This window comes from Micromonospora sp. NPDC049044 (assembly GCF_040649215.1).
In the GTDB taxonomy this organism is placed as follows: Bacteria; Actinomycetota; Actinomycetes; order Mycobacteriales; family Micromonosporaceae; genus Micromonospora.
The window spans coordinates 86,757-109,569 of the sequence record NZ_JBEZFA010000015.1; the positions used below are offsets into that span (position 1 = coordinate 86,757).

General features: G+C 72.3%; 15 protein-coding genes. 5 read left to right on the forward strand and 10 right to left on the reverse strand.

Going from position 1 to position 22,813, the window contains the following annotated elements:
* Positions 1-3: 3 nt before the first annotated feature.
* From treZ to glgX, 3 genes are read right to left on the reverse strand one after another with little or no spacing between them, the layout of a single operon-like run.
* Positions 4-1,728, reverse strand: a complete 1,725-nt coding sequence (gene treZ / locus AB0B85_RS15245; RefSeq protein ID WP_357407528.1) for a malto-oligosyltrehalose trehalohydrolase — start codon at positions 1,726-1,728, stop codon at positions 4-6.
* The gene (gene treY, locus AB0B85_RS15250) at positions 1,725-4,031 is read right to left on the reverse strand and encodes a malto-oligosyltrehalose synthase (RefSeq protein ID WP_357407530.1); all 2,307 of its coding nucleotides are present in this window, start codon (positions 4,029-4,031) and stop codon (positions 1,725-1,727) included. Before treY ends, treZ begins: the two co-directional genes overlap by 4 nt.
* Before the next feature lies 1 nt (position 4,032).
* Entirely contained in the window at positions 4,033-6,150 is a 2,118-nt protein-coding gene (gene glgX, locus AB0B85_RS15255; RefSeq protein WP_357407532.1) for a glycogen debranching protein GlgX, read from the reverse strand.
* A gap of 501 nt (positions 6,151-6,651) precedes the next feature.
* Between glgX and AB0B85_RS15260 the strand changes: the two genes are divergently transcribed.
* Both AB0B85_RS15260 and AB0B85_RS15265 read left to right on the forward strand, forming a co-directional pair.
* Positions 6,652-7,923, forward strand: coding sequence for a glycosyltransferase family 4 protein (locus AB0B85_RS15260; RefSeq protein ID WP_357407654.1), 1,272 nt, complete (start codon positions 6,652-6,654; stop codon positions 7,921-7,923).
* 433 nt (positions 7,924-8,356) lie between these two features.
* Positions 8,357-9,001 carry a maleylpyruvate isomerase N-terminal domain-containing protein gene (locus AB0B85_RS15265; protein ID WP_357407534.1) on the forward strand — a complete coding sequence of 215 codons (645 nt, stop codon included), beginning with the start codon at positions 8,357-8,359 and terminating at the stop codon, positions 8,999-9,001.
* Positions 9,002-9,310: 309 nt separating this feature from the next.
* Here AB0B85_RS15265 and AB0B85_RS15270 read toward each other — a convergent pair whose 3' ends face one another.
* The 5 genes from AB0B85_RS15270 to AB0B85_RS15290 all read right to left on the reverse strand — a co-directional run bounded on the left by AB0B85_RS15270 (position 9,311) and on the right by AB0B85_RS15290 (position 16,492).
* Positions 9,311-10,594: a citrate synthase gene (locus AB0B85_RS15270; RefSeq protein WP_357407537.1), complete on the reverse strand. Its 1,284-nt coding sequence runs from the start codon at positions 10,592-10,594 to the stop codon at positions 9,311-9,313.
* 251 nt (positions 10,595-10,845) lie between these two features.
* Positions 10,846-12,942, reverse strand: a complete 2,097-nt coding sequence (locus tag AB0B85_RS15275) for a sulfatase-like hydrolase/transferase (protein ID WP_357407539.1) — start codon at positions 12,940-12,942, stop codon at positions 10,846-10,848.
* The gene (locus AB0B85_RS15280) at positions 12,935-14,365 is read right to left on the reverse strand and encodes a class I SAM-dependent methyltransferase (RefSeq protein ID WP_357407541.1); all 1,431 of its coding nucleotides are present in this window, start codon (positions 14,363-14,365) and stop codon (positions 12,935-12,937) included. Before AB0B85_RS15280 ends, AB0B85_RS15275 begins: the two co-directional genes overlap by 8 nt.
* A 16-nt stretch (positions 14,366-14,381) precedes the next feature.
* Positions 14,382-14,531 carry a hypothetical protein gene (locus tag AB0B85_RS15285; RefSeq protein WP_007459587.1) on the reverse strand — a complete coding sequence of 50 codons (150 nt, stop codon included), beginning with the start codon at positions 14,529-14,531 and terminating at the stop codon, positions 14,382-14,384.
* A 152-nt stretch (positions 14,532-14,683) separates the two neighbouring features.
* Complete coding sequence (locus AB0B85_RS15290; protein WP_357407543.1) at positions 14,684-16,492, reverse strand: glycoside hydrolase family 15 protein; 1,809 nt, start codon at positions 16,490-16,492, stop codon at positions 14,684-14,686.
* Between the two features lie 119 nt (positions 16,493-16,611).
* Here AB0B85_RS15290 and AB0B85_RS15295 point away from each other — a divergent pair, with 119 nt between their 5' ends.
* Genes AB0B85_RS15295 through AB0B85_RS15305 form a run of 3 tightly spaced genes read left to right on the forward strand, consistent with a single transcriptional unit; the run spans position 16,612 to position 19,355 of the window.
* Positions 16,612-17,826 carry a D-arabinono-1,4-lactone oxidase gene (locus AB0B85_RS15295; protein ID WP_357407545.1) on the forward strand — a complete coding sequence of 405 codons (1,215 nt, stop codon included), beginning with the start codon at positions 16,612-16,614 and terminating at the stop codon, positions 17,824-17,826.
* On the forward strand, positions 17,826-18,200 hold the full coding sequence (locus tag AB0B85_RS15300; protein ID WP_357407547.1) for a sensory rhodopsin transducer: 375 nt from the start codon (positions 17,826-17,828) through the stop codon (positions 18,198-18,200). Before AB0B85_RS15295 ends, AB0B85_RS15300 begins: the two co-directional genes overlap by 1 nt.
* Before the next feature lie 36 nt (positions 18,201-18,236).
* Entirely contained in the window at positions 18,237-19,355 is a 1,119-nt protein-coding gene (locus tag AB0B85_RS15305; RefSeq protein WP_357407549.1) for an FUSC family protein, read from the forward strand.
* A gap of 10 nt (positions 19,356-19,365) precedes the next feature.
* On the opposite strand, the gene AB0B85_RS15310 is transcribed toward AB0B85_RS15305, so the two are convergent.
* Positions 19,366-20,619 carry a dolichyl-phosphate beta-glucosyltransferase gene (locus AB0B85_RS15310; protein WP_357407551.1) on the reverse strand — a complete coding sequence of 418 codons (1,254 nt, stop codon included), beginning with the start codon at positions 20,617-20,619 and terminating at the stop codon, positions 19,366-19,368.
* The gene (locus AB0B85_RS15315; RefSeq protein ID WP_357407553.1) at positions 20,616-22,784 is read right to left on the reverse strand and encodes a glycosyltransferase family 39 protein; all 2,169 of its coding nucleotides are present in this window, start codon (positions 22,782-22,784) and stop codon (positions 20,616-20,618) included. Before AB0B85_RS15315 ends, AB0B85_RS15310 begins: the two co-directional genes overlap by 4 nt.
* Positions 22,785-22,813 lie beyond the last annotated feature (29 nt).

The following is a 22,813-nucleotide window of genomic DNA, read 5'->3' on the forward strand; positions in this document are numbered from 1 at the left end:
CCCTCACAGCGCCACGATCGCCGCAGTCTCCGCCGGCAACTCGATTCGGTCACGCATCACCGTGACCCCCTCCCCCGTAGCCAGCAGCACCCGCCGCGCCACCCCAGGCAGCGACACCCCCTGTCCCCGCCCAGCAAAGTTGGCCACGACAAGCGTGTCCCCCCGCCGCATCACCAGGAACTGGTCCCCGTGCTGCACCGACACCTCATGCATCCGAGGATCCGACAGGTCCGAAGATGACCGACGCAGGGCAATCAACCGCTGGTAGAACGCCAGCATCGAAGCATGCTCAGGCTTGTCCAGCTCAGCCCAGTCCAACCGCGACCGAGTGAACGTCTCCGGGTCCTGCGGATCCGGCACGTCCCCCTCCGGCCACCCGTGCGAGGCGAACTCCCGCCGCCGCCCACTACGCACCGCGGAAGCCAACTCCGGCTCCGGGTGCGAGGTGAAGAACTGCCACGGCGTAGAGGCAGCCCACTCCTCCCCCATGAACAGCATCGGCGTGAACGGTGCCGTCAGCAGCAACATGGCCCCCACCCGCAGCAGCGCAGGCGACAACGAGGCAGAGATCCGATCCCCGGTAGCCCGGTTCCCGATCTGATCATGGTTCTGCAAATACGCGACCAGCCGATGACCAGGCACCCGCGAATCCAGCGGCCGCCCGTGATGCCGGTTGCGGAAGCTCGACCAGGTCCCCGCGTGGAAGAAACCACCCGTCAGCACGTCCGACAGCGTCTCCAGGGAGCCGAAGTCCCCGTAGTACCCCTGCCGCTCCCCCGTGAGCAACGTGTGCAGCGCGTGGTGGGCGTCGTCGTTCCACTGGGCGTGCAGCCCGAACCCACCGGCCTCGCGAGGCGTGATCAGCCGTGGATCGTTGAGGTCGGATTCGGCGATCAGCGACAACGGCCGCCCCAGGTGCGTCGACAACGACTCGACGGCGAGAGCCAGCTCTTCCAGGATCGGCACAGCTCGCGAGTCGGGCAGGGCGTGCACGGCGTCCAGGCGTAGGCCGTCGACGTGGTAGTCGCGCAACCACATCAGCACGCTGTCGATGATGTAGCGGCGCACCTCGTCGGAGTGCGGGCCGTCCAGGTTGACCGAGCGCCCCCAGCTGTTCGATTGCTCCGCGAGGTACGGGCCGAACTGCGGCGCGTAGGCCCCGGAGGGCCCGAAATGGTTGTAGACAACGTCGAGGATCACCCCCAGCCCGCGGGCGTGGGCGGCGTCGACGAACCGTTTCAGGCCGTCGGGGCCGCCGTAGGGCTGGTGGGGGGCAAACCAGCAGACGCCGTCGTACCCCCAGTTGTGTTCGCCGTTGAAGGCGTTCACCGGGAGCAGCTCGATCAGGTCGACACCGAGGTTCACCAGGTGGTCGAGGCGGTCGATTGCCGCGTCGAAGGTGCCCTCCGGGGTGAACGTGCCGATGTGCAGCTCGTAGAGGATGCTGCCGGGCAGTTGCCGGCCGGTCCACGAGGTGTCGGACCACGTGTAGGCGGAGTGGTCGTAGCGGCGGCTGGGCCCGTGCACACCAGCAGGCTGCCACGGGGAGCGGGGGTCGGGCAGTGGGGTTTCGTCGTCGTTCAGCAGAAAGGAGTAGTCCAGGCCGGCGTCGGGCACGTCGACCCGCCACCAGCCGTCGGCGGCGGCGCGCATCTCGTGGTCGGCGTCGCCGGTCAGGCGGAGCCGCACGCGGGTGGCGTCCGGTGCCCACACGGAGAATTCGGTCATGACGCAGCCTCCACGGCAGCGGTGGGAGGAGCCAGCAGTGCGACGGGATAGTCGGACAGAAGGTCGTCCAGAGGGGTCTCCCCGCCACTGTAGACCCGGCCGGTGAACAGGTCCTTAACCTCGTTAACGGGAAGCGACAGTGCGGTGTCGCACCAGCCTCCGGCGCGGGCCAGGCCCAACGGCAGCCGGGTCGCCACGGTGATCGCGCCGCCCCTGTCGAACGCCACGGCGTGCCGCCCCTGCGGTCCGTGCGCGGGCACCGGCCGGTAGCCGGTGAACAGCTCCGGGTGCGCCCGCCGCAACCGCAGCGTCCGCGACACGACGAGCAGCTTCGCCGCTCCGTCGGTGTCGATCGGGGGACGCCAGCCGCCGTCGATGCGCGCCAGCAACTCTCGGCGTACGTCGAAGTCGACAGGGCGGCGGTTGTCCGGGTCGACAAGGGAGTTGTCCCACAACTCGGTGCCCTGGTAGGTGTCCGGCACGCCGGGCATGGTGAGCTGCACGAGTTTCTGCCCGAGCGAGTTGCACCAGCCGGCGGGGGCGATCGCGGCGGCGAGTTCGCTCAGCTCGTCGTGCAGGCTCGGGTCGTCGTACATCAGGTCGATCACCGCGTGCATGGCCTGCTCGAAGGCGGGGTCCGGGTCCGCCCAACTGGTCGAGGCCGCGGCCTCCCGGGCGGCCTTCTCGACGTACGCGTGCAGCCGTTCCCGTTCGATCGGCCACGCGCCGACGGCGGTCTGCCACAGCAGGTGGGCGAAGGCCGGGTCGGGCAGCGGCGCGTACTCCATCCAGGTTTTGACCTGCTCCGCCCAGCGGCCCGGCAGCTCGCTGAGCACGGCGAGGCGGGCCCGCACGTCCTCGCCGCGTTTGGTGTCATGGGTGGAGACGGTGGTCATGCTGGCCGGCCAGCGGACCTGCTGGGCGGCGGCGAAGCGGTGGAACTCCGCAGGCGGCACACCGAAGTGGGCGGGGTTGTCGCCCACCTCGTTGAGCGCCACGAACCGGGTCCAGCGGTAGAACGCGGTGTCCTCCACACCCTTGGCCATCACCGCGCCGGTGAGCTGCGGGAACCGCTGCGCCAGCTCGTCGTCGGGGTCGCGCAGGCGGCGGGTGACCGCGTCCAGGGCGGCGGCCAGGTCGGGGCGGCGGCGACCGGCCTCGGAGCGGGCCGCGGCGAGGTGCCGGGCGCCGTGCGGCGGGTAACCCCGGTAGACGGCGAACGCGGCGGCCAGCTCGGCGAGCGCCGCGCGGGCCGCCTCGGTGGGCACCTCGGGGGCGAGCGCGGCCAGCCGGGTCAGCTCGGCGGCGAGCAGCCCGGTGGCGGCGGCCAGTTTGGTGGCGTGGGTCAGGTCCTCCCAGGAGGTGTGCCGCCCGGTGAGCTGGGTGTCCAGCACCGTGAAGTCGCCCTCGGCGTCGGTGTCGACGAACAGCCCGCCGACCGCGGCCAGGGCGTCGTAGCCGGTGGTGCCGTCCACCGGCCAGTCCGGCAGCTCCTCGCCGCACTCCAGGATCTTCTCCACCACCAGCCAGGCGTCCGGCGCGGCCTCGCGCAGCCGGGCCAGGTAGCCGGCCGGGTCGCGCAGGCCGTCCGGGTGGTCGACGCGGATGCCGTCGACCTCCCCGGCGGCGGCCCAGCGCAGGATCAGCTCGTGGGTGGCGGCGAACACCGCCGGGTCCTCCACCCGCAGGCCGGCCAGGTCGGCGATGGCGAAGAACCGGCGGTACGTCAGCTCGGCGTCCCCGCGCCGCCAGGAGACCAGCTCGTAGTGCTGCCGGTCGTGCACCTCCCGGGCGGTGCCGTCGCCGGTGCCGTCGGCGACCGGGAAGCGGTGCTCGTGGTAGCGCAGCTCGTTGTCGACGACCTTGAGGTCGTCCAGGGCGGCCGGGTCGTCGGCGAGCACCGGCAGCAGCAGTCGGCCCCGGTCCCAGTCGATGTCGAACCAGTCGGCGTAGGACGAGTCGCGGCCCCGGCGCAGCACGTCCCACCAGGGCGGGTTGGCCGGAGGCACGGCGACCCCGGCGTGGTTGGGCACGATGTCGACGACCAGGCCGAGCTGCCTGTCCCGTAGCGCGGACAGCAGGCGTTGGCGGGCGGCCTCACCGCCCAGCTCCGGGTTGACCGCCCGGTGGTCGACCACGTCGTAGCCGTGCTGGGAGCCGGGGGTGGCGGCCAGCAGCGGGGCGGTGTAGAGGTGGCTGACGCCGAGGGCGGCGAGGTAGTCGACGATCGCGGCTGTCGCGTCCAGGTCGAAGCCGGGGCGGACCTGGACGCGGTAGGTGGCCCGGGGAGGGGTGGCCGGCATGTCAGATCATCCTCTCCAACACGACGAGGGACCGGTCCGGCACCCGGATGGTGCCGCCCGCGCTGATCACCGTGGCGTCGCCCGGCTCGGGTTCGGCAGTGCTGATCACACGTTCCCACTTCTGGCCGTACTCGCTGCCCGGCATGGTGAAGTCCAGCGGCGCGTCGTGGGCGTTGAAGCAGAGCAGGAACGAGGCGTCGTGGTGTTTCTGGCCGTACTGGCCGCGTTCGCGGATGCCCTCGCCGTTGACGAACAGTGCCACCGAGCGGCCGAAGTCGTTGCCCCAGTCCTCGCCGGTCATCTCCCGCCCGTCCGGGGTGTGCCAGGCCAGGTCCGGCAGCGGCTCGTCGATGCCGCGCCCGTTCACCGGCAGGCCGGTGAAGAACCGGCGGCGGCGGAACACCTGGTGCCGTTTGCGGAACGCGGTGAGCGTCTGGACGAACTCCAGCAGCTGCTCGTCGACGTTGTCCCAGTCCACCCAGGCCAGCTCGCTGTCCTGGCAGTAGACGTTGTTGTTGCCGTGCTGGGTGCGGCCCAGCTCGTCGCCGTGGCCGATCATCGGCACCCCCTGCGACAGCATCAGGGTGGCCAGGAAGTTGCGCCGCTGCTTGGCCCGCAGCGCCAGGACCGCCTCGTCGTCGGTGTCGCCCTCGACCCCGCAGTTCCAGGACCGGTTGTGGCTCTCGCCGTCGCGGTTGTCCTCGCCGTTCGCCTCGTTGTGCTTGTCGTTGTACGACACCAGGTCGTTGAGGGTGAACCCGTCGTGCACCGTGACGAAGTTGATGCTGTGGAACGGGCGGCGGCCGTCGTCCTGGTAGAGGTCGGCGGAGCCGGAGATGCGCGACGCGAACTCGGCAAGGGTGGCCGGCTCACCGCGCCAGAAGTCCCGCACGGTGTCCCGGTACTTGCCGTTCCACTCCGTCCACAGTGGTGGGAAGTTGCCCACCTGGTAGCCGCCGGGGCCGACGTCCCACGGCTCGGCGATCAGCTTCACCTGGCTGACCACCGGGTCCTGCTGGACCACCTCGAAGAACGTCGACAGCCGGTCCACCTCGTAGAACTCGCGGGCCAGGGTGGCCGCCAGATCGAAGCGGAACCCGTCCACGTGCATCTCGGTCACCCAGTACCGCAACGAATCCATGATCAGTTGCAGGGAGTGCGGGCTGCGCACGTTGAGGCTGTTGCCGGTGCCGGTGTAGTCGACGAAGTAGCGGCGGTCCTCCTCGCTGAGCCGGTAGTAGCTCGGCGCGTCCACACCCTTGAAGCTCAGCGTCGGGCCGAGGTGGTTGCCCTCGGCGGTGTGGTTGTAGACCACGTCGAGGATGACCTCGATGCCGGCCGCGTGCAGCGCCTTGACCATGCCCCGGAACTCCTGCACCTGCTGGCCGAGGCGGCCCAGCGCCGAGTAGCCGTGGTGCGGGGCGAAGAACCCGATGGTGTTGTAACCCCAGTAGTTGCGCAGCCCCAGGTCGTGCAGCCGGTGGTCGTGCACGAACTGGTGCACCGGCATCAGCTCGATCGCCGTCACCCCGAGCCGGGTCAGATAGTCGATCATCGGCGGGGAGGCGATGCCCGCGTACGTGCCGCGCAGCTCCTCCGGGATGTCCGGGTGGCGCATGGTCAACCCGCGCACGTGCGCCTCGTAGATCACCGAGTGGTGGTAAGGGGTGCGCGGCGGCTTGTCGTTGCCCCAGTCGAAGTACGGGTTGACCACCACCGACTTCGGCATGAACGGCGCCGAGTCGGTCTCGTTCATCCGCTCCGGCTCGTCCATGTCGTAGTCGTAGACCGCCGGGTCCCACTCGATGTCACCGTCGATGGCCTTCGCGTACGGGTCGAGCAGCAGCTTGTGCGGGTTGCAGCGCAACCCGTTGGCCGGGTCGTACGGGCCGTACACCCGGTAGCCGTAGCGCTGCCCCGGCTCGATGCCCGGCAGGTACGCGTGCCACACGTACGCGTCCACCTCGCGCAGCTCGACGCGGCGCTCCGCGCCGGTGTCCCACTCGTCGAAGAGGCACAACTCGATCCGCTCGGCCACCTCGGAGAAGATGGCGAAGTTGGTGCCCATCCCGTCGTAGGTGGCGCCCAGGGGATACCGCTCGCCCGGCCAGACCTGCATGTTGCTCCTTAGCCCATGGTTGTGCCCGCACCGGCCGACGCATGCCCGCGCGCACGCAGGTAATGCCCCCGGCCCGGCAGCGCCAATCCATCCTTTCAGGCGGTGCCGGAAAACCACCTGTCTGATGCGGGCTACACCCTCAGGTGTCCTCCGTCACGATGACCCTTTTCGAGGTGCGTTCTCGGGCCCGATGCACTTTCCTTTACCGGGGACAAGCGTTCGCGCGCGTTCCGCATGGCCCTCCGCCACCCCTTACACCTCACTCCGCCGCCACTGACGTCGGCGTACCACCATGCCTGGACGGAGATTGATGTGACCCCGCGGGTCGACGAGCAGCACACAGCCACCAAGGACCGAGCCCACCGGCCCACCCTGACCTCCCGGTCACCGCTCCCGACCCAGTCCGGTCACCTCGCGCAGCCCGGTCTCTCCGTGCAGCCCGGCGCGACAGTGCCGGCGCAGCCCGGGGCCGGGGTGCCCCCGCAGACCCGCCGCATCCTGATGCTGTCGTGGGAGTACCCGCCGGTGCTCGTCGGCGGCCTCGGCCGCCACGTGCACGCGCTGTCGGTGGCCCTGGCCGCCGCCGGCCACGAGGTCACCGTCGTCACCCGCCACACCGAGGGCGCACCCCTTGAGGAGTACGCCGACGGCGTGCGCGTGCTGCGCGCCCCCGAGGACCCGGTGACGTTCCCCCTCGCCACCGACTCCCTGCTGGCCTGGACCATGGCCTTCAACCACACCCTCACCCGCACCGCCCTGCGCGCCACCCAAGCCGGCTCGTACGACGTCATCCACGCCCACGACTGGCTCGTCGCCCACACCGCGATGACGTTGCGCGACCACCTGGACATCCCGCTGGTCAGCACGATCCACGCCACCGAGGCCGGGCGGCACCAGGGCTGGCTGCCCGAGGAGATGAACCGCACCATCCACGGCGTCGAGCAGTGGCTCACCAGTGAGTCCAACCGGGTGATCGTCTGCTCCGGGTACATGCGCGACGAGGTGAACGCGCTCTTCGACGTACCGGCCGGGCGGGTCGACGTGGTCGCCAACGGGGTGGAGCCGCACCGCTGGCGGGTGCCCGCGAGCGCTGTCGCCGCCGCCCGGGCCCGGTTCGCCGGGACCGGCCCACTTGTCACCTTCGCCGGCCGCCTCGTCTACGAGAAGGGCGTGCAGCACCTGATCGCCGCGCTCCCCTGGCTGCGCGAGCGGCACCCCGGGCTGCGTGCCGTGATCGCCGGCGACGGCCCGTACCGCGCCGAACTGGAGGCCGAGGTGCACCGCCGTGACCTCGGCGGCATGGTCACCATGCCCGGCTTCCTGGGCGGCACCGACCTGCCGGCGTTGATGGCCGCGTCCGACTGCTTCGCGGTGCCGAGCATCTACGAGCCGTTCGGCATGGTCGCCCTGGAGGGCGCCGCGGCCGGCGCACCCCTGGCCGTCGCCGCAACCGGCGGCCTCGGCGAGATCGTCGAACCGGGCACGACCGGGATGACCTTCCGCCCGCACGACCCCGACGGGCTCGCCGACGCGGTGCACGCGCTGCTGTCCGACCCCGACCGGTCCCGGGTGATGGCCCGCCGGGCCCGCCGGATGGTCCACGACCAGTACGGCTGGTCGGCCATCGCCCAGCGCACCGCCGCCAGCTACGCCGCCGCCATCGCCACCGACGCCGCGTTCACCGCCGAGCGGGCCGAGCGGCGGATGTCGCAGGGCCGGGCCCTCCCGGCGCTGCCCGAGGGCAACCTGCTGGCCGCCGCCGGCCTGCGCTGAGCTGCGCTGACCTCAGGGTCGTGCCGCCCGGCGGGCGCGGTGCGCCTTGATCATCTCGCGTTCCTTGAAGTCGGGGTGTCCTAGCGTCCAGGACACCCCGACTTCCTGTAAACGGAGTCGACTATGCGCTCGCGGCCGCCGAGCGTGCCACGACGACGCCGGTCGGCCCGGTACGCGGGCCCCGGCGCGGCGCGCGAGCCCCGGCGCAGCGCGGGGCGTCCCTGCGCGGCCCACCGCCCCGGTCCACCGCTCCGGCCTACGACCTCGATCCGGAGTCGGCGACCAGGCCTGACCCACAACCTCGATCCGGGCCTGCCGAGCCGAGCCCCGATCCACCACCCCGGCCCACCACCGCAGTCCGTGACCCCACCGCCCGACTGCCGCCGCGTCTCGCCGCGCGGCAGGGACCCGTCGGGACTGTCAGAATGTGCCGATGTCTCGCCCTGTCGACGCCCTGGATTCCGCGTTCCCGGTTGCCGCTTCGATCGCTCTGGACCTGATCCGCCGCCCTGAGGTGTCGGAGCAGTGGTCACGCCCCAGCGCCCTGCCGCACCTGTCCATCGGCGGTCTGGCCTGTCACCTGGGACGTCAGGCGATCCGGGCGGCGGAACTGCTGCCGACGCCGACCGACCTGCCGGTTCTGGAGTCTGCCGACGATCACTACGAGCGAGCCGCCTGGGTTACCGAAGGAATCCCCGACGAGGCCACGGTCGCCGCGAGCAACGACGAGGAGGACGCCGCCCGAGGTACGGCTGACCTGCACGCCCGCTCCGCCGCCGCGCTGAAGGAGGCGGGCGACCTGCTGGCGCGCGGCGCGGCCCGGGACGTCGTACCCATTCCGTGGCAGGGCTGGGCCCTGCGGCGCGCTGACTTCCTGCTCACCCGCCAGTTGGAGATCGTGGTCCACTCCGACGACCTCGCGGTGAGCATCGGCGTACCCACGCCGGAGTTCCCGGCGGAGGTCTTCGACCCGGTCCGCGACCTGCTGGTGCGGCTGGCGGTACGCCGCCGAGGTCAGTCCGCGCTGATCAGCGCATTGAGCCGCAGCGAGCGGGCACAGGACATCTCCGCCTTCTGACCTCGCTAGGTCGGCGATCGGCCGTTGATCGACTCGGCTTTCATGAAAGCGCGGTATTCCGGCGCCGCCGATGCCCCGACTTGCAGGAAGCCGAGTCGATCAAGCGCGACGCGGCCGAGCCGGGGCCGACACGCCGCGACCGACGAAGGCGACAGGCCGACACGGCCGACGCGACCGACGCGGCCGACGAAGGCGACAGACCGACGCGGCCGACGAAGGCGACAGGCCGCCGACCCGAGCGGGTCGACGGCCTGCGGTGGTGCGTAGAAGCGCGGTGGTGCGAGAAGCTGGGGCGCGAACGGGCGGAGGTCAGCGCTCGTTGAAGGGGACGTAGTCCCGCTCGGGTGCGCCGACGTAGACCTGCCGCGGGCGGCCGATCTTGGTCTCCGGGTCGCTGATCATCTCGCGCCACTGGGCGATCCAGCCGGGGAGCCGGCCGAGCGCGAAGAGCACGGTGAACATCTTGGTCGGGAAACCCATGGCCTTGTAGATCAGGCCGGTGTAGAAGTCCACGTTCGGGTAGAGCCGACGGGAGACGAAGAAGTCGTCCGCGAGGGCGATCTCCTCCAACTCCATGGCGATGTCCAGCAGCGGGTCCGGCTTGGCCATCCGGCCCAGCACGTCCTGCGCGGCCTTCTTGACGATCGCCGCACGCGGGTCGTAGTTCTTGTAGACCCGGTGGCCGAAGCCCATCAGCTTGACGCCGTCCTCCTTGTTCTTCACCTTGCGGACGAAGGAGCGGACGTCGTCGTCACCGGCGTGGATCTGCTCGAGCATCTCCAGCACCGCCTGGTTGGCGCCGCCGTGCAGCGGGCCGAACAGCGCGTTCACGCCGGCGGAGACCGAGGCGAACAGGTTGGCGTTGCTGGAGCCGACCAGGCGGACGGTCGACGTGGAGCAGTTCTGCTCGTGGTCGGCGTGCAGGACGAAGAGCATGTCCAGCACCTTCGACATCACCGGGTCGACCTCGTACGGCTCCGCCGGCACGCCGAAGGTCATCCGCAGCAGGTTGTCCACGTACCCGAGCGAGTTGTCCGGGTAGAGCAGCGGCTGCCCGATGGACTTCTTGTAGGCGTACGAGGCGATGGTGGGCACCTTCGCCATCAGCCGGACCGTGGAGATCTCCACGTGCTCGGAGTCGAACGGGTCCAGGCTGTCCTGGTAGAAGGTCGACAGGGCGCTGACCGCGGACGACAGCACCGCCATCGGGTGGGCGTCCCGGGGGAAGCCGTCGAAGAAGCGGCGCATCTCCTCGTGCAGCAGCGAGTGCCGCCGGATCCACTCGGTGAACTCGGTCAGCTGCGCCTCGGTCGGCAGCTCACCGTAGATGAGCAGGTAGGAGACCTCCAGGAAGGAGGACTTCTCGGCCAGTTGCTCGATCGGGTACCCCCGGTAACGCAGGATCCCCGCGTCGCCGTCGATGTAGGTGATCGCCGATGAGGCAGCGGCGGTGTTGACGAAACCGGGGTCGTACGTCGTCATCCCGGTTTCCTTCAGCAGCTTGCTCACCCCGATACCGGCGGGGCCCTCGACCGCTGGGTGTACCGGCATCGACAGCTGCCCACCGGGGTGATCGAGCTTGACTTCCGTCATGTGGTTCCTCGCTTCGCCGGCAGATCTACGTTGAATTGCCTTCGCTTCTACCGTAATTGCGGCTCCGGGGACAACGCCCGCCGTGGTTCGGCGGTGAGGTATGCGTCACCCGATTCCCGACCGGGCCGCCGGGAAACCCACCGTCCCGGTAGTCGGGACCGGAGCCGGAGGCAGCACCGAGGCGGGCCGAAGGCAGCACCGGGACCGGGGCCGAAGGCAGCACCGGGACCGAAGGCAGCGCCGGGGCCGGGTCAGGACAGCGCGAGGCGCCGCAGCGTACCGTCCGTCGCGACCTGGAAGACGTCGAGCTGGTTGCTGCCGGCGTGGAACAGCTTGTCGTCGGTGAGCAGCGCCGCGAAGCGGCGTCCGCCGGGGTCGGGCGGCACCACCGGGACGACGGCCCCGATCCGGCCGTTGACGGCCACCGCCAGCAGCGTGCCGTTCGGGATCCGGTCCGGCACGTCCCCCCAGACGAGCGCCGGGAGGGTGCCGGTGTCCGGGTCCGTGGCCTTGAACGCGGCCAGGTCGGCGACCCGGGCGTCGCCGGCGGCCGGGCCGGCGCGGACCTCGGTGCCGACCAGCGGGTGCGGTGACGGCAGCGGCGGCGGGGTGGGCACCCCACCGGGGAAGGTGACCGGTTCGCCGGGGCGGTCGTAGAAGTGTTTCGTGCCGTCGGTGCGGGGGGCCTGTCGGGCGGAGCGGCCGTCGACGCGCCAGGGCAGCCGGAGGTTGGCCTCGTCGGCCACTGTCGGCAACAGGTCGACGTGTTCCCAGTTGCGGTCGTCCACCCGCCCAATCTGCTGCCGGGGCTCCTTGACGAACGTCGGCACCCAGGCGACCTCACCGGCGGCGGCCTTGATCGCGTCCATGCCCCGGCCCTGGGCGCCGGGGCGGAAGCTGACGCCGTGGTCGGCCGTGACCACGACGAGGGCCTGGTCGTAGAGACCGCTGGCGCGCAGCGTCCGCAGGGTTTCCCCGATCAGCCGGTCGGTGTAGCCGAGCTGGGCGAGGTGGCGTTGCCGGGCCAGGTCGATCCAGCCGGCGCCGTCGTTGGGCAGGTCCTCGGGGGCGTCGTAGCGGGCCCCCGACGGCAGGTACGCCCACGGCGAGTGCGGCATCAGCAGGTGCAGGAAGTGCAGGGTGGGGCGGGGCGTCGGCTTCAGGCCGGCCAGGAAGCTGGTGAACCGGGCCGGTTGGTTGTCGTCCAGGGTGTCCCAGCGGAACGTCGGGTCGGCCGGCACCGGCTCGGCGGCGTCCAGACCGGCCTCGGCCCGGGTCTGCTCCCGGTAGGAGTCCTCCGGGTCGACGGCGCTCTCCGTCGGCCCGGCGAGTTGGCCCAGCAGCTTGCCGGTTTGCCGGACCAGCACGCCGAGCCCCTGTTCGGGGGCGACCGGTTGGTCGCAGCGGCTGGGCGGGCACAGGCGGGTGATGCTCTCCTCGGCGCGGATGTCGTACAGGCCGCCGAAGGCGGTGAAGATGTTGTCCGGGTACTGCGAGTAGTGCGGGGCGACCGGCTTCGCCGGGTACCGGCCGGTGAGCATCGCGGGCAGCGCGTTGGGGGTCCAGCCGCTGACCCCCGTGGCGTTGCGGTACCAGGTCGAGCCGGCGGCCAGCTCGGCGAAGTGCGGGTACCGCGTGGCGTCGATCCGCCCGTCCGTGCCGAGCAGGCTTACCAACGGCAGCTCGTCGAGGATCAGCATGACCACCGGCGGGTGCGCGCCGGTGCCCTGCGCGGTGCCGGCCGCGCCGCCGTCGCCGCGCGGCAGCACCACCGCCGAGGTGGGTGAGACAAGCAGGAACAGCGCCACGAACGCCACCGGCCCGGCGGCGGCCAGGCGCAGCACCCGGCCCGGCGCCCGCCACCGCCGGTACGCGGCCACGCCGCCGGCCCCGACCAGCACGGCCACCAGCAGCAGGGGTACGCCCCGAAGCGGCGTCACGTGCCGGCCCACCTGCACGGCGAGGGCAGCGAGCAGCAGCCCGACCAGCCCGGTGTGGGTGGCGGCGCGAACGGTCCGGCCGGCCAGTCGACTGAGCGCGCCGAGCACCGCCACCACGCTGGTGGGCAGCACCGTCACCAGTGCGGTCAGCAGCAGGATCTGGGCCGGGCCGGCGCGGTGGAACAGGAAGAAGTCGGGGCTGCGGCCGAGCACGTCCAGCAGCGGTTGGGTGATCACCAGCCCGACCAGGGCGACCACCTCCAGAAGCCGACCCAGCTCGCCCCGCCAGCCCCGGTCCCACCGCCCGGTAGTCGACCCGTCCGATCGACCGGCGTCCCGGGCCGACTGGTCGTCCGGGCTCGACTGCTCATCGGGAGCCGACGGGCCGTCGGGGGCCGGTTCAGCCACTCATCACCGTCCGGTAGAGCGTGCGGGTGCCCGACGGCAGTTCCAGCCGTTCGGTGACCCGGCAGCGAGCGGCGAGCAGCGCCTCGAAGGTGTCGCGTCGGTAGTCCGGGAAGAATCCTGCGGGTTTGTTGGCCAACAGCCGGGTGGCCATCGGGTCCTCGGGGTGGACGAACTCGACCACCACCGCGCCACCGGGCGCGGTCAGCCCGGCCAGCCAGTCGACGACCTCCGGCAGCGGCACGTTGCGCCCGATCGCCAGGTGGTGCACGACGGCCAGGGCGAGCACCACGTCGGCGGACGCGCGGTCGGCGAAGCCGGCCCGTTCGACTCCCCGCCAGCCGCCGCCCGGTGACGGGTCGGCGAGGTCCAGCACCAGCGGCAGGATCCGGCGTTGCCCCTCGGCGCGCAGCTTGCGGTACAACTCGTCGACCACCGCCGGGTCCTGCTCGACGGCGACCACGTAGTCGGCGTGCCCCACGGCCAGCCGCGAGTACCGGCCGTCGTTGGCGCCGAGGTCGAGCACCAGGCGGGGCCGGGTGCCGGCGGCCACCGCGGCGGCGACGAACTGCTCCTTCGCCACCCGGTCCCGCGCCGAGTAGCCGCAGGTGTGCTGGTAGTCCGACCAGTGGCTGCCGGCCGGGCGGTGGTCGAGCTTGCCGACCAGTTTCCGGATGCCCCGTACGGTGGCCAGCAGCAGCTCCCGGGAGAAGCCGGCGGCCCGTAGCTGGTCGCGGACGTCGGTGGTGCTGGCGGCGGCGTTGCGGCGCTGCATCGCGCCGTGCAGGTGCAGGTGGGTCAGCACGCCGGGCCGCAGTCGGCGGACACCGCCGAACAGGGGCCGGAGTTCGTCGGCCTCGATGCCGTCGACCCGGGCGCGCAGCCAGGGTTGGAAGTCGACGCCGAGGTGGGCGGTGAGCAGCAGCGGATAGAGCACGGTCTGGCAGAACTGGCGGTAACCGGCCCACGGCTCGCCGTCGCGGACCGGTTCGAAGGAGCCGATGTCGATGAAGACCGGTTCCGCGCCGCGCCACTGCAGGTTGTACGCCGAGCCGTCCTTGGTGGTGAAGCCCTCGGCGAGGGCGGCCTCCAGGATCTCCAGGTGCAGCAGGGCGGCGTCGCGCAGCATGCTGAACGACCACTCGTACGGGTGGGAGACGAACGGGATGCGCTCGTGGCGCAGCACGGCGGCCCAGGGTGCGCCGGTCGCGGCGGGCACCAGTGTCGACGGGGCGTCCTCGGTGGCGCAGACCTTGCGCGCGGCGACCAGGGCCGGGAAGAACGTGCTGCCGGCCAGGGCACGCCAGTGCTCGGCGGCCCGCGGGTCCAGCCCGCGCAGCACCTCGTCACCGACGTGGAAGACCCGGTTGGCGGGGTCGCGGAAGGAGGCCGGCTCGGGTCGTACCTCGGTGGGTGAGATCGCCATCGTCGGACCGGTCCGCTCAGCGCTGGTCGGTCGGTTGCCGGCGGAACCGGTCGACGAGACGTCGCCAGTAGAGCTTGGCGGCGACCGCGGCGCCGGCTACCCCGCCGACGACCGCCTGCACGATCAGGCTGCCGGATCCCGCGTCCAGGTAGGCCAGATGTATCACCGATCGCTCCTCGCCGTCTCGAAACCGGCGTCCCGGCCGTACACCGGTGAGGCTTTTGACCCAGAAAGCCGGACTTGTCCCTCACCGTACGCCGATCGACATCCGTGTCGCGGGCACATTGGCGGACTCTCAGCCTCGCCACAGGATGTGATTCACACGCTCCGGTCCGCCCACGCGTGCAGGGCGTCGCGGTCGCCGGCAGCGTCGAGGTTCAGGGCCGCCTCGATCAACGCAAGGTGGGTGAAGGCCTGCGGATAGTTGCCCAGCGCGGTGCCGGCGGCGTCGACCTGCTCGGCGTACAAGCCGAGGGGTCCGGCGTACGCGCACAGCTGGTCGAACAACTCTGCCGCCTCGTCGCGCCGCCCCGCCAGCACCAACGCGGAAACCAGTTCGAAGGAGCAGAGCAGGAACGCGCCCTCCTCGCCGGGCAGGCCGTCGTCGATCGCGTACCGGCGGATCAGCGCCGGTGCGACGGCGAGGTCCCGCCGGACGCGGTCGATGGTGCCGACCACCCGCGGGTCGTCCCCGGGGAGGAACCCGACCAGGGGTATCCGCAGCAGCGAGGCGTCGAGGTGCGTCGAGTCGTACGCCAGCACGAAGCTGTCGATGCCGGTGTCGTAACCGCGCGCGATCACCTCGGCGTGGACGGCGTCGCGGTTGGTGCGCCACCTGTCGACGGGCGCGTGGTCGTCGCCGAGCAGCTCGGCGAGGCGGATGCCCCGGTCGAGGCAGACCCAGGCCATCACTTTCGAGTTGACGTAGTGCCGGCGCGGTCCCCGGATCTCCCAGATGCCGTGGTCGGGTTCCCTCCACCGGGCGGCCATCGTGTCGACGTGCCGGCGCAGGACCCGCCACTGCACACCTGTCAACTCGCCGGTGAGCTGCTGGTACGACAGCGCGGCGTCGAGCACGTGCCCGTACGTGTCGAACTGCACCTGGTGGGCGGCCTCGTTGCCGACGCGCACCGGGCGGGAGCCGGCGTAACCGTCGAGGTGGTCGAGGACCCTCTCCTCGCCGGTCGCCCCGTGGATCCCGACGAGCGGAGGCAGGTCGGCGCCGGCGCCGGCGCAGGTCGTCAACAGGAAGCGCAGGTAGCGACGGCCCTCCTCGGCGTGGCCCAGCCGGAACAGAGCGAGCAGCAGCAGCGCGGCGTCGCGGTGCCAGGTGAAGCGGTAGTCCCAGTTGCGGACCCCGCCGATCTCCTCGGGCAGCGCGGCGGTGGGCGCGGCGAGCAACGCCCCGGTCTCGTCGAAGGACAGGCCCCGCAGGACGGTGGCGCTGTGCCGTACCTGGTCGCTGCCGTGGCCGGTGTAGTCCGCGCGGTCGGACCACTCGCGCCAGGTCCGGCAGCTCTGCGCCATCAGCTCGGCGGAGTCGACCGCCTCGGCCGGGCCTGTGCCGTAGTCGAGCAGCACGTCGACCGTCTGCCCCTCGTGCAGCACCGCCTCGGCCCGGAGCTTCGCCCCGTCGACGCGGAACGGCAGCGTCGAGCGGAGCCCCAGCCCGGCGTCGGCCGCCACCCACCGGTCGCCGTCGCGGTGCCACCCGACGGCGTGGGCGCCGTAGCCGGTGCGAGGCGTCACCTCGGCGCGTACCCGCACCGAACCCCGGCGCACGGTGAGGCGGCGTACCAGCAGCATGCCCGCGCGGAACGGCTGGGCGGCGTCGCCGGCGCGGACCGCCAGGAAATCCTGACCGACCGCGCTACCCCCGGTTGCGTGGTGCACGGTCTCCAGCACCAGCGTGCCGTGCAGGTACCGGCGGACCGGCTCGGCACAGCCCTCGACCGCGAGCGTGAACGCGCCACCCACGCGCCTGTCCAGCAACCGCGCGAAGACCGCGTCACCTTCGAAGTGCGGCACGCAGAACCAGTCGACGGTGCCGTCCGCGCCGACGAGCGCCCCGGTGTGGGTGTCGGACAGGAACGCGTACGAGTCGATCGGCGGCACAGAGCTGGGCAAGCCGGGAGCCGGCACGGGACTGGTCAAGCCGGGGACCGGCACGCGGCGCGCTTACCCGGCGCGGGACCCGGGAAACAGCCGTCGGCGACTACCGGTCGCGCCGCCGGGTAGTCCCCCGCATGCGACGGTTCGTCAACTGGTCCGGCAGCCTCTCGTTCACCCCGAGGGAGCACGCCGAGCCGACCGACGAGGACGCGGTACGGGACCTGGTCGTCCGCGCGCGGGAGGCCGGCCGGACGATCCGCCCGGTCGGGTCCGGTCACTCGTCCAGCCCGTTGGCGCGTACCGACGACATCCTGCTCAGCGTGGACCGGCTCGCCGGTGTCATCGATGAGGACCACGACCGGGCCCGGGTGCGGGCGGGCACCAAGCTCAAGACCCTCGGCGAGGGGTTGTACGACGCCGGCCTGGCCATGGACAACCTCGGCGACGTGGACTACCAGTCGATCGCCGGCGCGACGGCCACCGGCACGCACGGCACCGGCCTCGGCTTCGGCAACCTGTGCACCCAGGTGACCGGCGTCCGCCTGGTCACCGGCACCGGCGACGTGCTGGACATCTCGGCCGACGACAACGCCGACCTGCTGCCGGCGGCCCGGCTGTCGCTCGGCGCGCTCGGGGTGGTCACCCAGGTCACCCTGGACGTGCAGCCCCACTACGAGCTGCGCCGGCGGGCGTGGTGCGCCCACGTCGAGTGGACCCTCGACCATCTCGCCGAGTTGCAGCACACCAACCGCAACATGGACTTCTACTGGTACCCGCGCAGCGACCAGACCCAGATCCGCACCCTGAACCGGGTCGACGGCGGCGCCGACGAGCGGGTGTGGGCCGCGCCCCGGGTGCCGGACTCCGGCCCGTGGGGAGCGCCCCACGAGATCCGGTCCGGGCCGAGCCACCGCACCATCCCCCAGGAACGGGACCTACGGTTCGAGGAGATCGAGTACATGCTCCCCTCGGAGGCGTTCCCGGCCTGCTTCGCCGAGGTCCGGGCCCGGATCATGCAACGGCACCGGAAGGTGGCCGGCTGGCGGGTGCTGGTGCGCAGCATCGCCGCCGACGACATCTGGTTGAGCAACGCGTACGGCCGGCCGACCACGACCATCGCCTGCCTGCAGAACACGTCCCTGCCGTACGAGGACTACTTCCGGGACATGGAGGCGGTGTTCCGCCAGTACGGGGGCCGACCGCACTGGGGCAAGAAGCACTGGCTGACCGCCCGCGACCTGCGGCCCCTCTATCCCCGCTGGGACGACTTCCAGGCGGCCCGCCACCGGCTCGACCCCGACGGTGTGTTCCTCAGCCCCGACCTCGCCCGACTGCTGGAGGACACCTGATGCCCGACGTCGGCGCCTGCCTCTGGGTCGTGCCGGGCGGGCACATCCCGTTCCCCAGCAACGGCCCGGAGCCGGAGTTCACCGGCTTCGACCAGATCTGCGTCCTGAACGCCACCGACCGGCGCGCCGACGTCGAGCTGCACCTCTACTACGAGGACGCCGAGCCGGTCGGCCCGTACGCCCTGCCGGTGGACGCCCGACGGGTGCGTCACGTCCGGGTCAACGACCTGATCGACCCGGAGGCGGTACGGCTGGACCGGCCGTACGGCGCCCTGCTGCGGTCCCCGGTGCCGGTGGTGGTGCAGTTCCTGCGCCAGGACACCCGTCTGCCGGGGGTGGTGGCGCTGGCCGCGACCATGGCCTACCCGGCCTGACAGGTTCGCGCCCGGTCGCGTCGGGTAACCGCGACCATGACACCGACGGCCGGGTCGCCCGGAGGGCTGCGTGCCCGGCTCGTGGACGCCGGTCGGGGCGGCTATCGGCGCTTGCAGACGTACCTCATCGTGGCGTTGCAGGCCGGGCTGGCCGCCGCCCTGGCCTGGGTGGTGGCCAGCCGGGTCCTCGGAAACCCGGAACCGACCTTCGCGCCGGCCGCCGCCGTAGCCGTCATCGCGGCGTCCCTGGGTCGGCGCGCGCACCGCGCGCTGGAACTGGTCGCCGGGGTGGTGCTCGGCATCGGCGCGGGTGATCTGCTGATCGGCTTCTTCGGCACCGGGCCGTGGCAGACCGGTGTGATCGTGTTCCTGGCGATCGCGGCCGCGGTGCTGGTGCGCGGCACCGGGGCGCTGATGACCCAGGCCGGCGGTACGGCGGTGCTGATCGCCACCCTCACCCCGACCGCGCCCGACCTGGAGTGGCCGCGCACGATAAACGCACTGGTGGGCGGGGCTGCCGGCCTGTTGGTGATGCTCGTAGTCCTGCCGATCAACCCGCTGCGGACGGTACGCCGGGCCGCCGAACCCGCCCTGGACCTGTTCGCCCGGGAGATGACCGCATCGGCGCAGGCCCTCGCGGAGGCGGACACCGGGCGCGCGCAGGCGACGCTGGAGCGGATGCGCGCCGCCGACCCGACCCTCAAACGGCTCACCGAGGTGGCGAACGCCGCCGACGAGGTGGTCCGGTTCTCACCGGTGCGGTGGCATCGACGACGGGCGATCGCCGCCTACCGCGGCGGGGTGACCCACATGCAGCGGGCCTTCCGCAACAGCCGTGGTCTGGTCCGTCGGATCGGCACCACGTTGCGCGACGAGGAGCCGGTGCCGGCCGACCTGCCGGCGGCGGTGGAGCACCTGGGCGAGGCGGTCCGGCTGCTGAACCGGGAGTTCCTCGCCGCCCAGGAGCCGGCGCAGGCCCGCGCACGGGTGCTGCGCGCGGTCCAGGAGGCAGGTGGGGCGTGCCGGCAGGGTCTGGGCTTCTCCGGGACGATCGTCGTCTCCCAACTGCGTACCGCCGCCAACGACCTGCTGCGGGCCACCGGCGTGCCCCGCGACGAGGCACGCCGGCTGGTGCGTGAGGCCGCCGCCGACTGAGCGCCGCCGCTCAGCCGCGCCGGTGGTGCATGCCCAGGCGCAGCAGCACGAAGCGCAGCACGGTCGCGGCCAGGTTCGCGGCCACCAGCACGGCCAGCTCCACCGGCCGGGCGGGTGCGTGGTGCACGGCGTGCAGCACGGCCAGCGACCCACTGGTCAACGCGAGGCCCAGGCCGAAGGCGAGCAGCCCTTGCAGGTGGTGCCGCCCGACGTGCCGACGCCCGGTGATGCCGAACGTCAGCCGCCGGTTCGCGGCCGTGTTCGCGACAGCGGTCAGCAGCAGCGCCAGCAGGTTGGCCGGCTGCGCGCCGAGCGCGCCCCGGGTGGCCACGAACAGCGCCAGGTACGCGAGGGTGCTGGCCACCCCGACCGCCGCGAACCGTGCCACCTGGCGGGGCAACCCGACGGGCACCTGAGCCGTCGAGCCGGCCACCGGCACCCGACCGGGCGGTACGGTCAGCGGCCCTCGGCCCCACTGGGCACGCAGGGCGGTCAACGGCAGCGCGCCGGTCAGCAACGCCCGGCCCAGCCGACCCATCCCCCGCAGGTCGGCCAGGGCGGTGGCGACGATGTCGACCCGGCTGTCCGGGTCGTCGACCCAGTCCACCGGCACCTCGTGGATACGCAGCCCGGCCCGCTGGGCGAGCACCAGCAGCTCGGTGTCGAAGAACCAGCCGGTGTCGCGCACCAACGGCAGCAGCTCGACGGCGACGTCGGCGCGGATCGCCTTGAACCCGCACTGCGCGTCGGAGAACCGCGCGGCCAACGCACCGCGCAGCAGCAGGTTGTAGGCCCGGGAGATCACCTCCCGCTTGGCCCCGCGCACCACCCGGGAGGTGCGCGCCAGCCGGGTGCCGATGGCCAGGTCGGAGTGGCCGGAGATGAGCGGCGCGACCAGCGGCAACAGCGCCGCCAGGTCGGTCGACAGGTCCACGTCCATGTACGCCAGAACCGGCGCGGACGACGCGGACCAGGCCGCCGACAGTGCCCTCCCCCGCCCCTTGGCGTCCAGGTGCAGCACCTCGACACCGGGCAGCTCGCCGGCGAGGCCGTGGGCCACCGTCAGGGTGTCGTCGACGCTGGCGTTGTCGGCGATGGTGATCCGGAACGGGTACGGGAAGTGCTCGCTCAGGTGGGAGTGCAGCCGCCGTACGCACGGCCCCAGGTCGGCCTCCTCGTTGTGGACCGGGACCACCACGTCCAGCACCGCACCGGCGGCGGGTCGGGCCTGGACGGCGGCGCGGGGGCCGCTGAGCGCGGTCACGACGCGTCCTTGCCGGTGCTCAGGTCGTAGACGGTGACACCGTCGACGGTCTGCGCGGTGAAGTTCTCCGTGACCCAGGCGGCGATCTCCTGGGAGGCGGAGCTGCCGCCGTTGGCCCGGAAGCCGCCACCACCGACGAAGTAGTGGATCCTGCCGTCGGCGACGTGACGCTGGAACTGCGCGAGGGTCGGTGACGGATCACTGCCGTTGAACCCGCCGATCGGCATCACCGGGTCACCGGTGGCGAGCTGGTAGCCGGAGGCGTTGTTGGAGCCGACAGTGGCCGCGACCCAGGTGTAGTCGGCGCTGTCGCGCTCCAGCAGCTCACGCAGGGCGGCACTGGGCTCGCGGCCGTCGAGGAGCCCGCCCATTCCTGCTCCGCCGGGACGTCCCTGCCCACCGGGCGCCCGTCGGCCATCGCCAGGGGCGGTCGGCGTCTGACCGCCGTTCTGACCCCCGCCCGGGAACTGGCCGCCAACCGGGAACTGGCCGCCGCCGGGGAACTGGCCCGGGCCGGGGAATTGGCCGCCGGTCGGGGGTTCCATGCCGCCCGGGGGTCGCCCGCCGGGGAAGCCGCCGCGCCCGAACCCGCCCGCCACGGACGGGCCGGCGCTGGGGATCGACCCGGTGTGCGGCGTCGCCGCGGTCTGGACCGCGTACGCCACCGGGCCCGCGAGGGCCGCCGCCGCGCCGAGGCCCAGGACGACCGGCACCAACCGGCGGGGAATCCGGGTGACCAGCAGGATCAGCGCCGCGCCGAGCAGGCCGGCGACCAGCACCGTGGTGCGCAGCCACGGGTACCACTCGGGGCTGCGCCCGAGCAGCACCCACGCCCACCAGACGGTGACCGCGAGGGTGCCGGCGAGGGTCGCCGTGGCCGCGAGGGGACGCCACCGCTGCCAGCGCGAGCCGGCCGGCGCGTCGTCACCCGGTGCGGGCTGTGGGTGGCGCTGCCGCCAGAGCAGTGTCACGCCGATGCCGACCAACGCGCCGATCGCCGGGGCGAGCGCCACCGTGTAGTAGGCGTGGAAGATCCCGGACATGAAGCTGAAGATCAGTCCGGTGACCAGCACCCAGCCGCCCCACAGCAGCAGCCCGGCGCGGGTGCGGTCGGTGCGGGCCGCGCGACCGGCCACCAGCAGGCCGGCCACCAGCAGGATCAGCGCGGCCGGCAGCAGCCAGGAGATCTGACCGCCGATCTCGCTGCCGAACATCCGCAGCACGCCGGTCTGACCGGAGAACGGGCCACCGCCGCCTCCGGGCCGCCCGCCACCGCCGCCGACGCTGCCCACCTCGTCGCCGGTTATCCGGCCGAGGCCGTTGTAGCCGAGGGTGAGTTCCAGGATGCTGTTGCCCTGCGACCCGCCGATGTACGGGCGGGCGCTGGCCGGGACCAGCTCGACGAGCGCCACCCACCAGCCGGCGGAGACCAGCACCGCCAGGCCCGCCAGCAGCAGTTGCCGGACCCGTCGCCACAGCCCGGTCGGCGCGGCCAGCAGGTACACCCCGGCGAAGACCGGCACCACCAGGAACGCCTGGAGCATCTTGGTGAGGAAGCCGAAGCCGACCAGCACGCCGACCAGCACGATCCACCGGGTGCTGGCCGTCTCCAGCGCGCGCACCGTGGCGTACGCCCCGGTGACCAGCAGCAGGACCAGCAGCGCGTCGGGGTTGTTGAACCGGAACATCAGCGTCGCCACCGGGGTGACCGCGAGGACCGCTCCGGCGATCAGAGCGGCGGACGGCCCGTACCAGCGCTTCACCGTCGCGTGGAGCACACCGACCGAGGCGACCCCGCAGAGCGCCTGCGGCACGAGCATCGCCCAACTGTTCAACCCGAAGATCCGCACGGACAGTGCCATCAGCCACAGCGACGCGGGGGTCTTGTCGACGGTGATGGAGTTGGCGGCGTCCGACGAGCCGTAGAGGAACGCCTTCCCGCTCACCGATCCGGCCTGCGCGGCCGCCGCGTAGAACGAGTTGGCCCAGCCGGAGGCGCCCAGGCCCCACAGGTAGAGCAGGCCGGTGGCGAGCAGCAGGACCACCAGCGCGGGCCGGGCCCAGGCCGGCGAGCGGCGCGTCGGCGGCGGGTCCTCCTCGGGGCACGTGGCCGTCGGCGACTCGGGTGCGGCGGGTGCCGTCAGCAGGCTCTCGGTTCTGTCCATGCGGTCAGCCTCGGCGGCCGGGCTGGCGG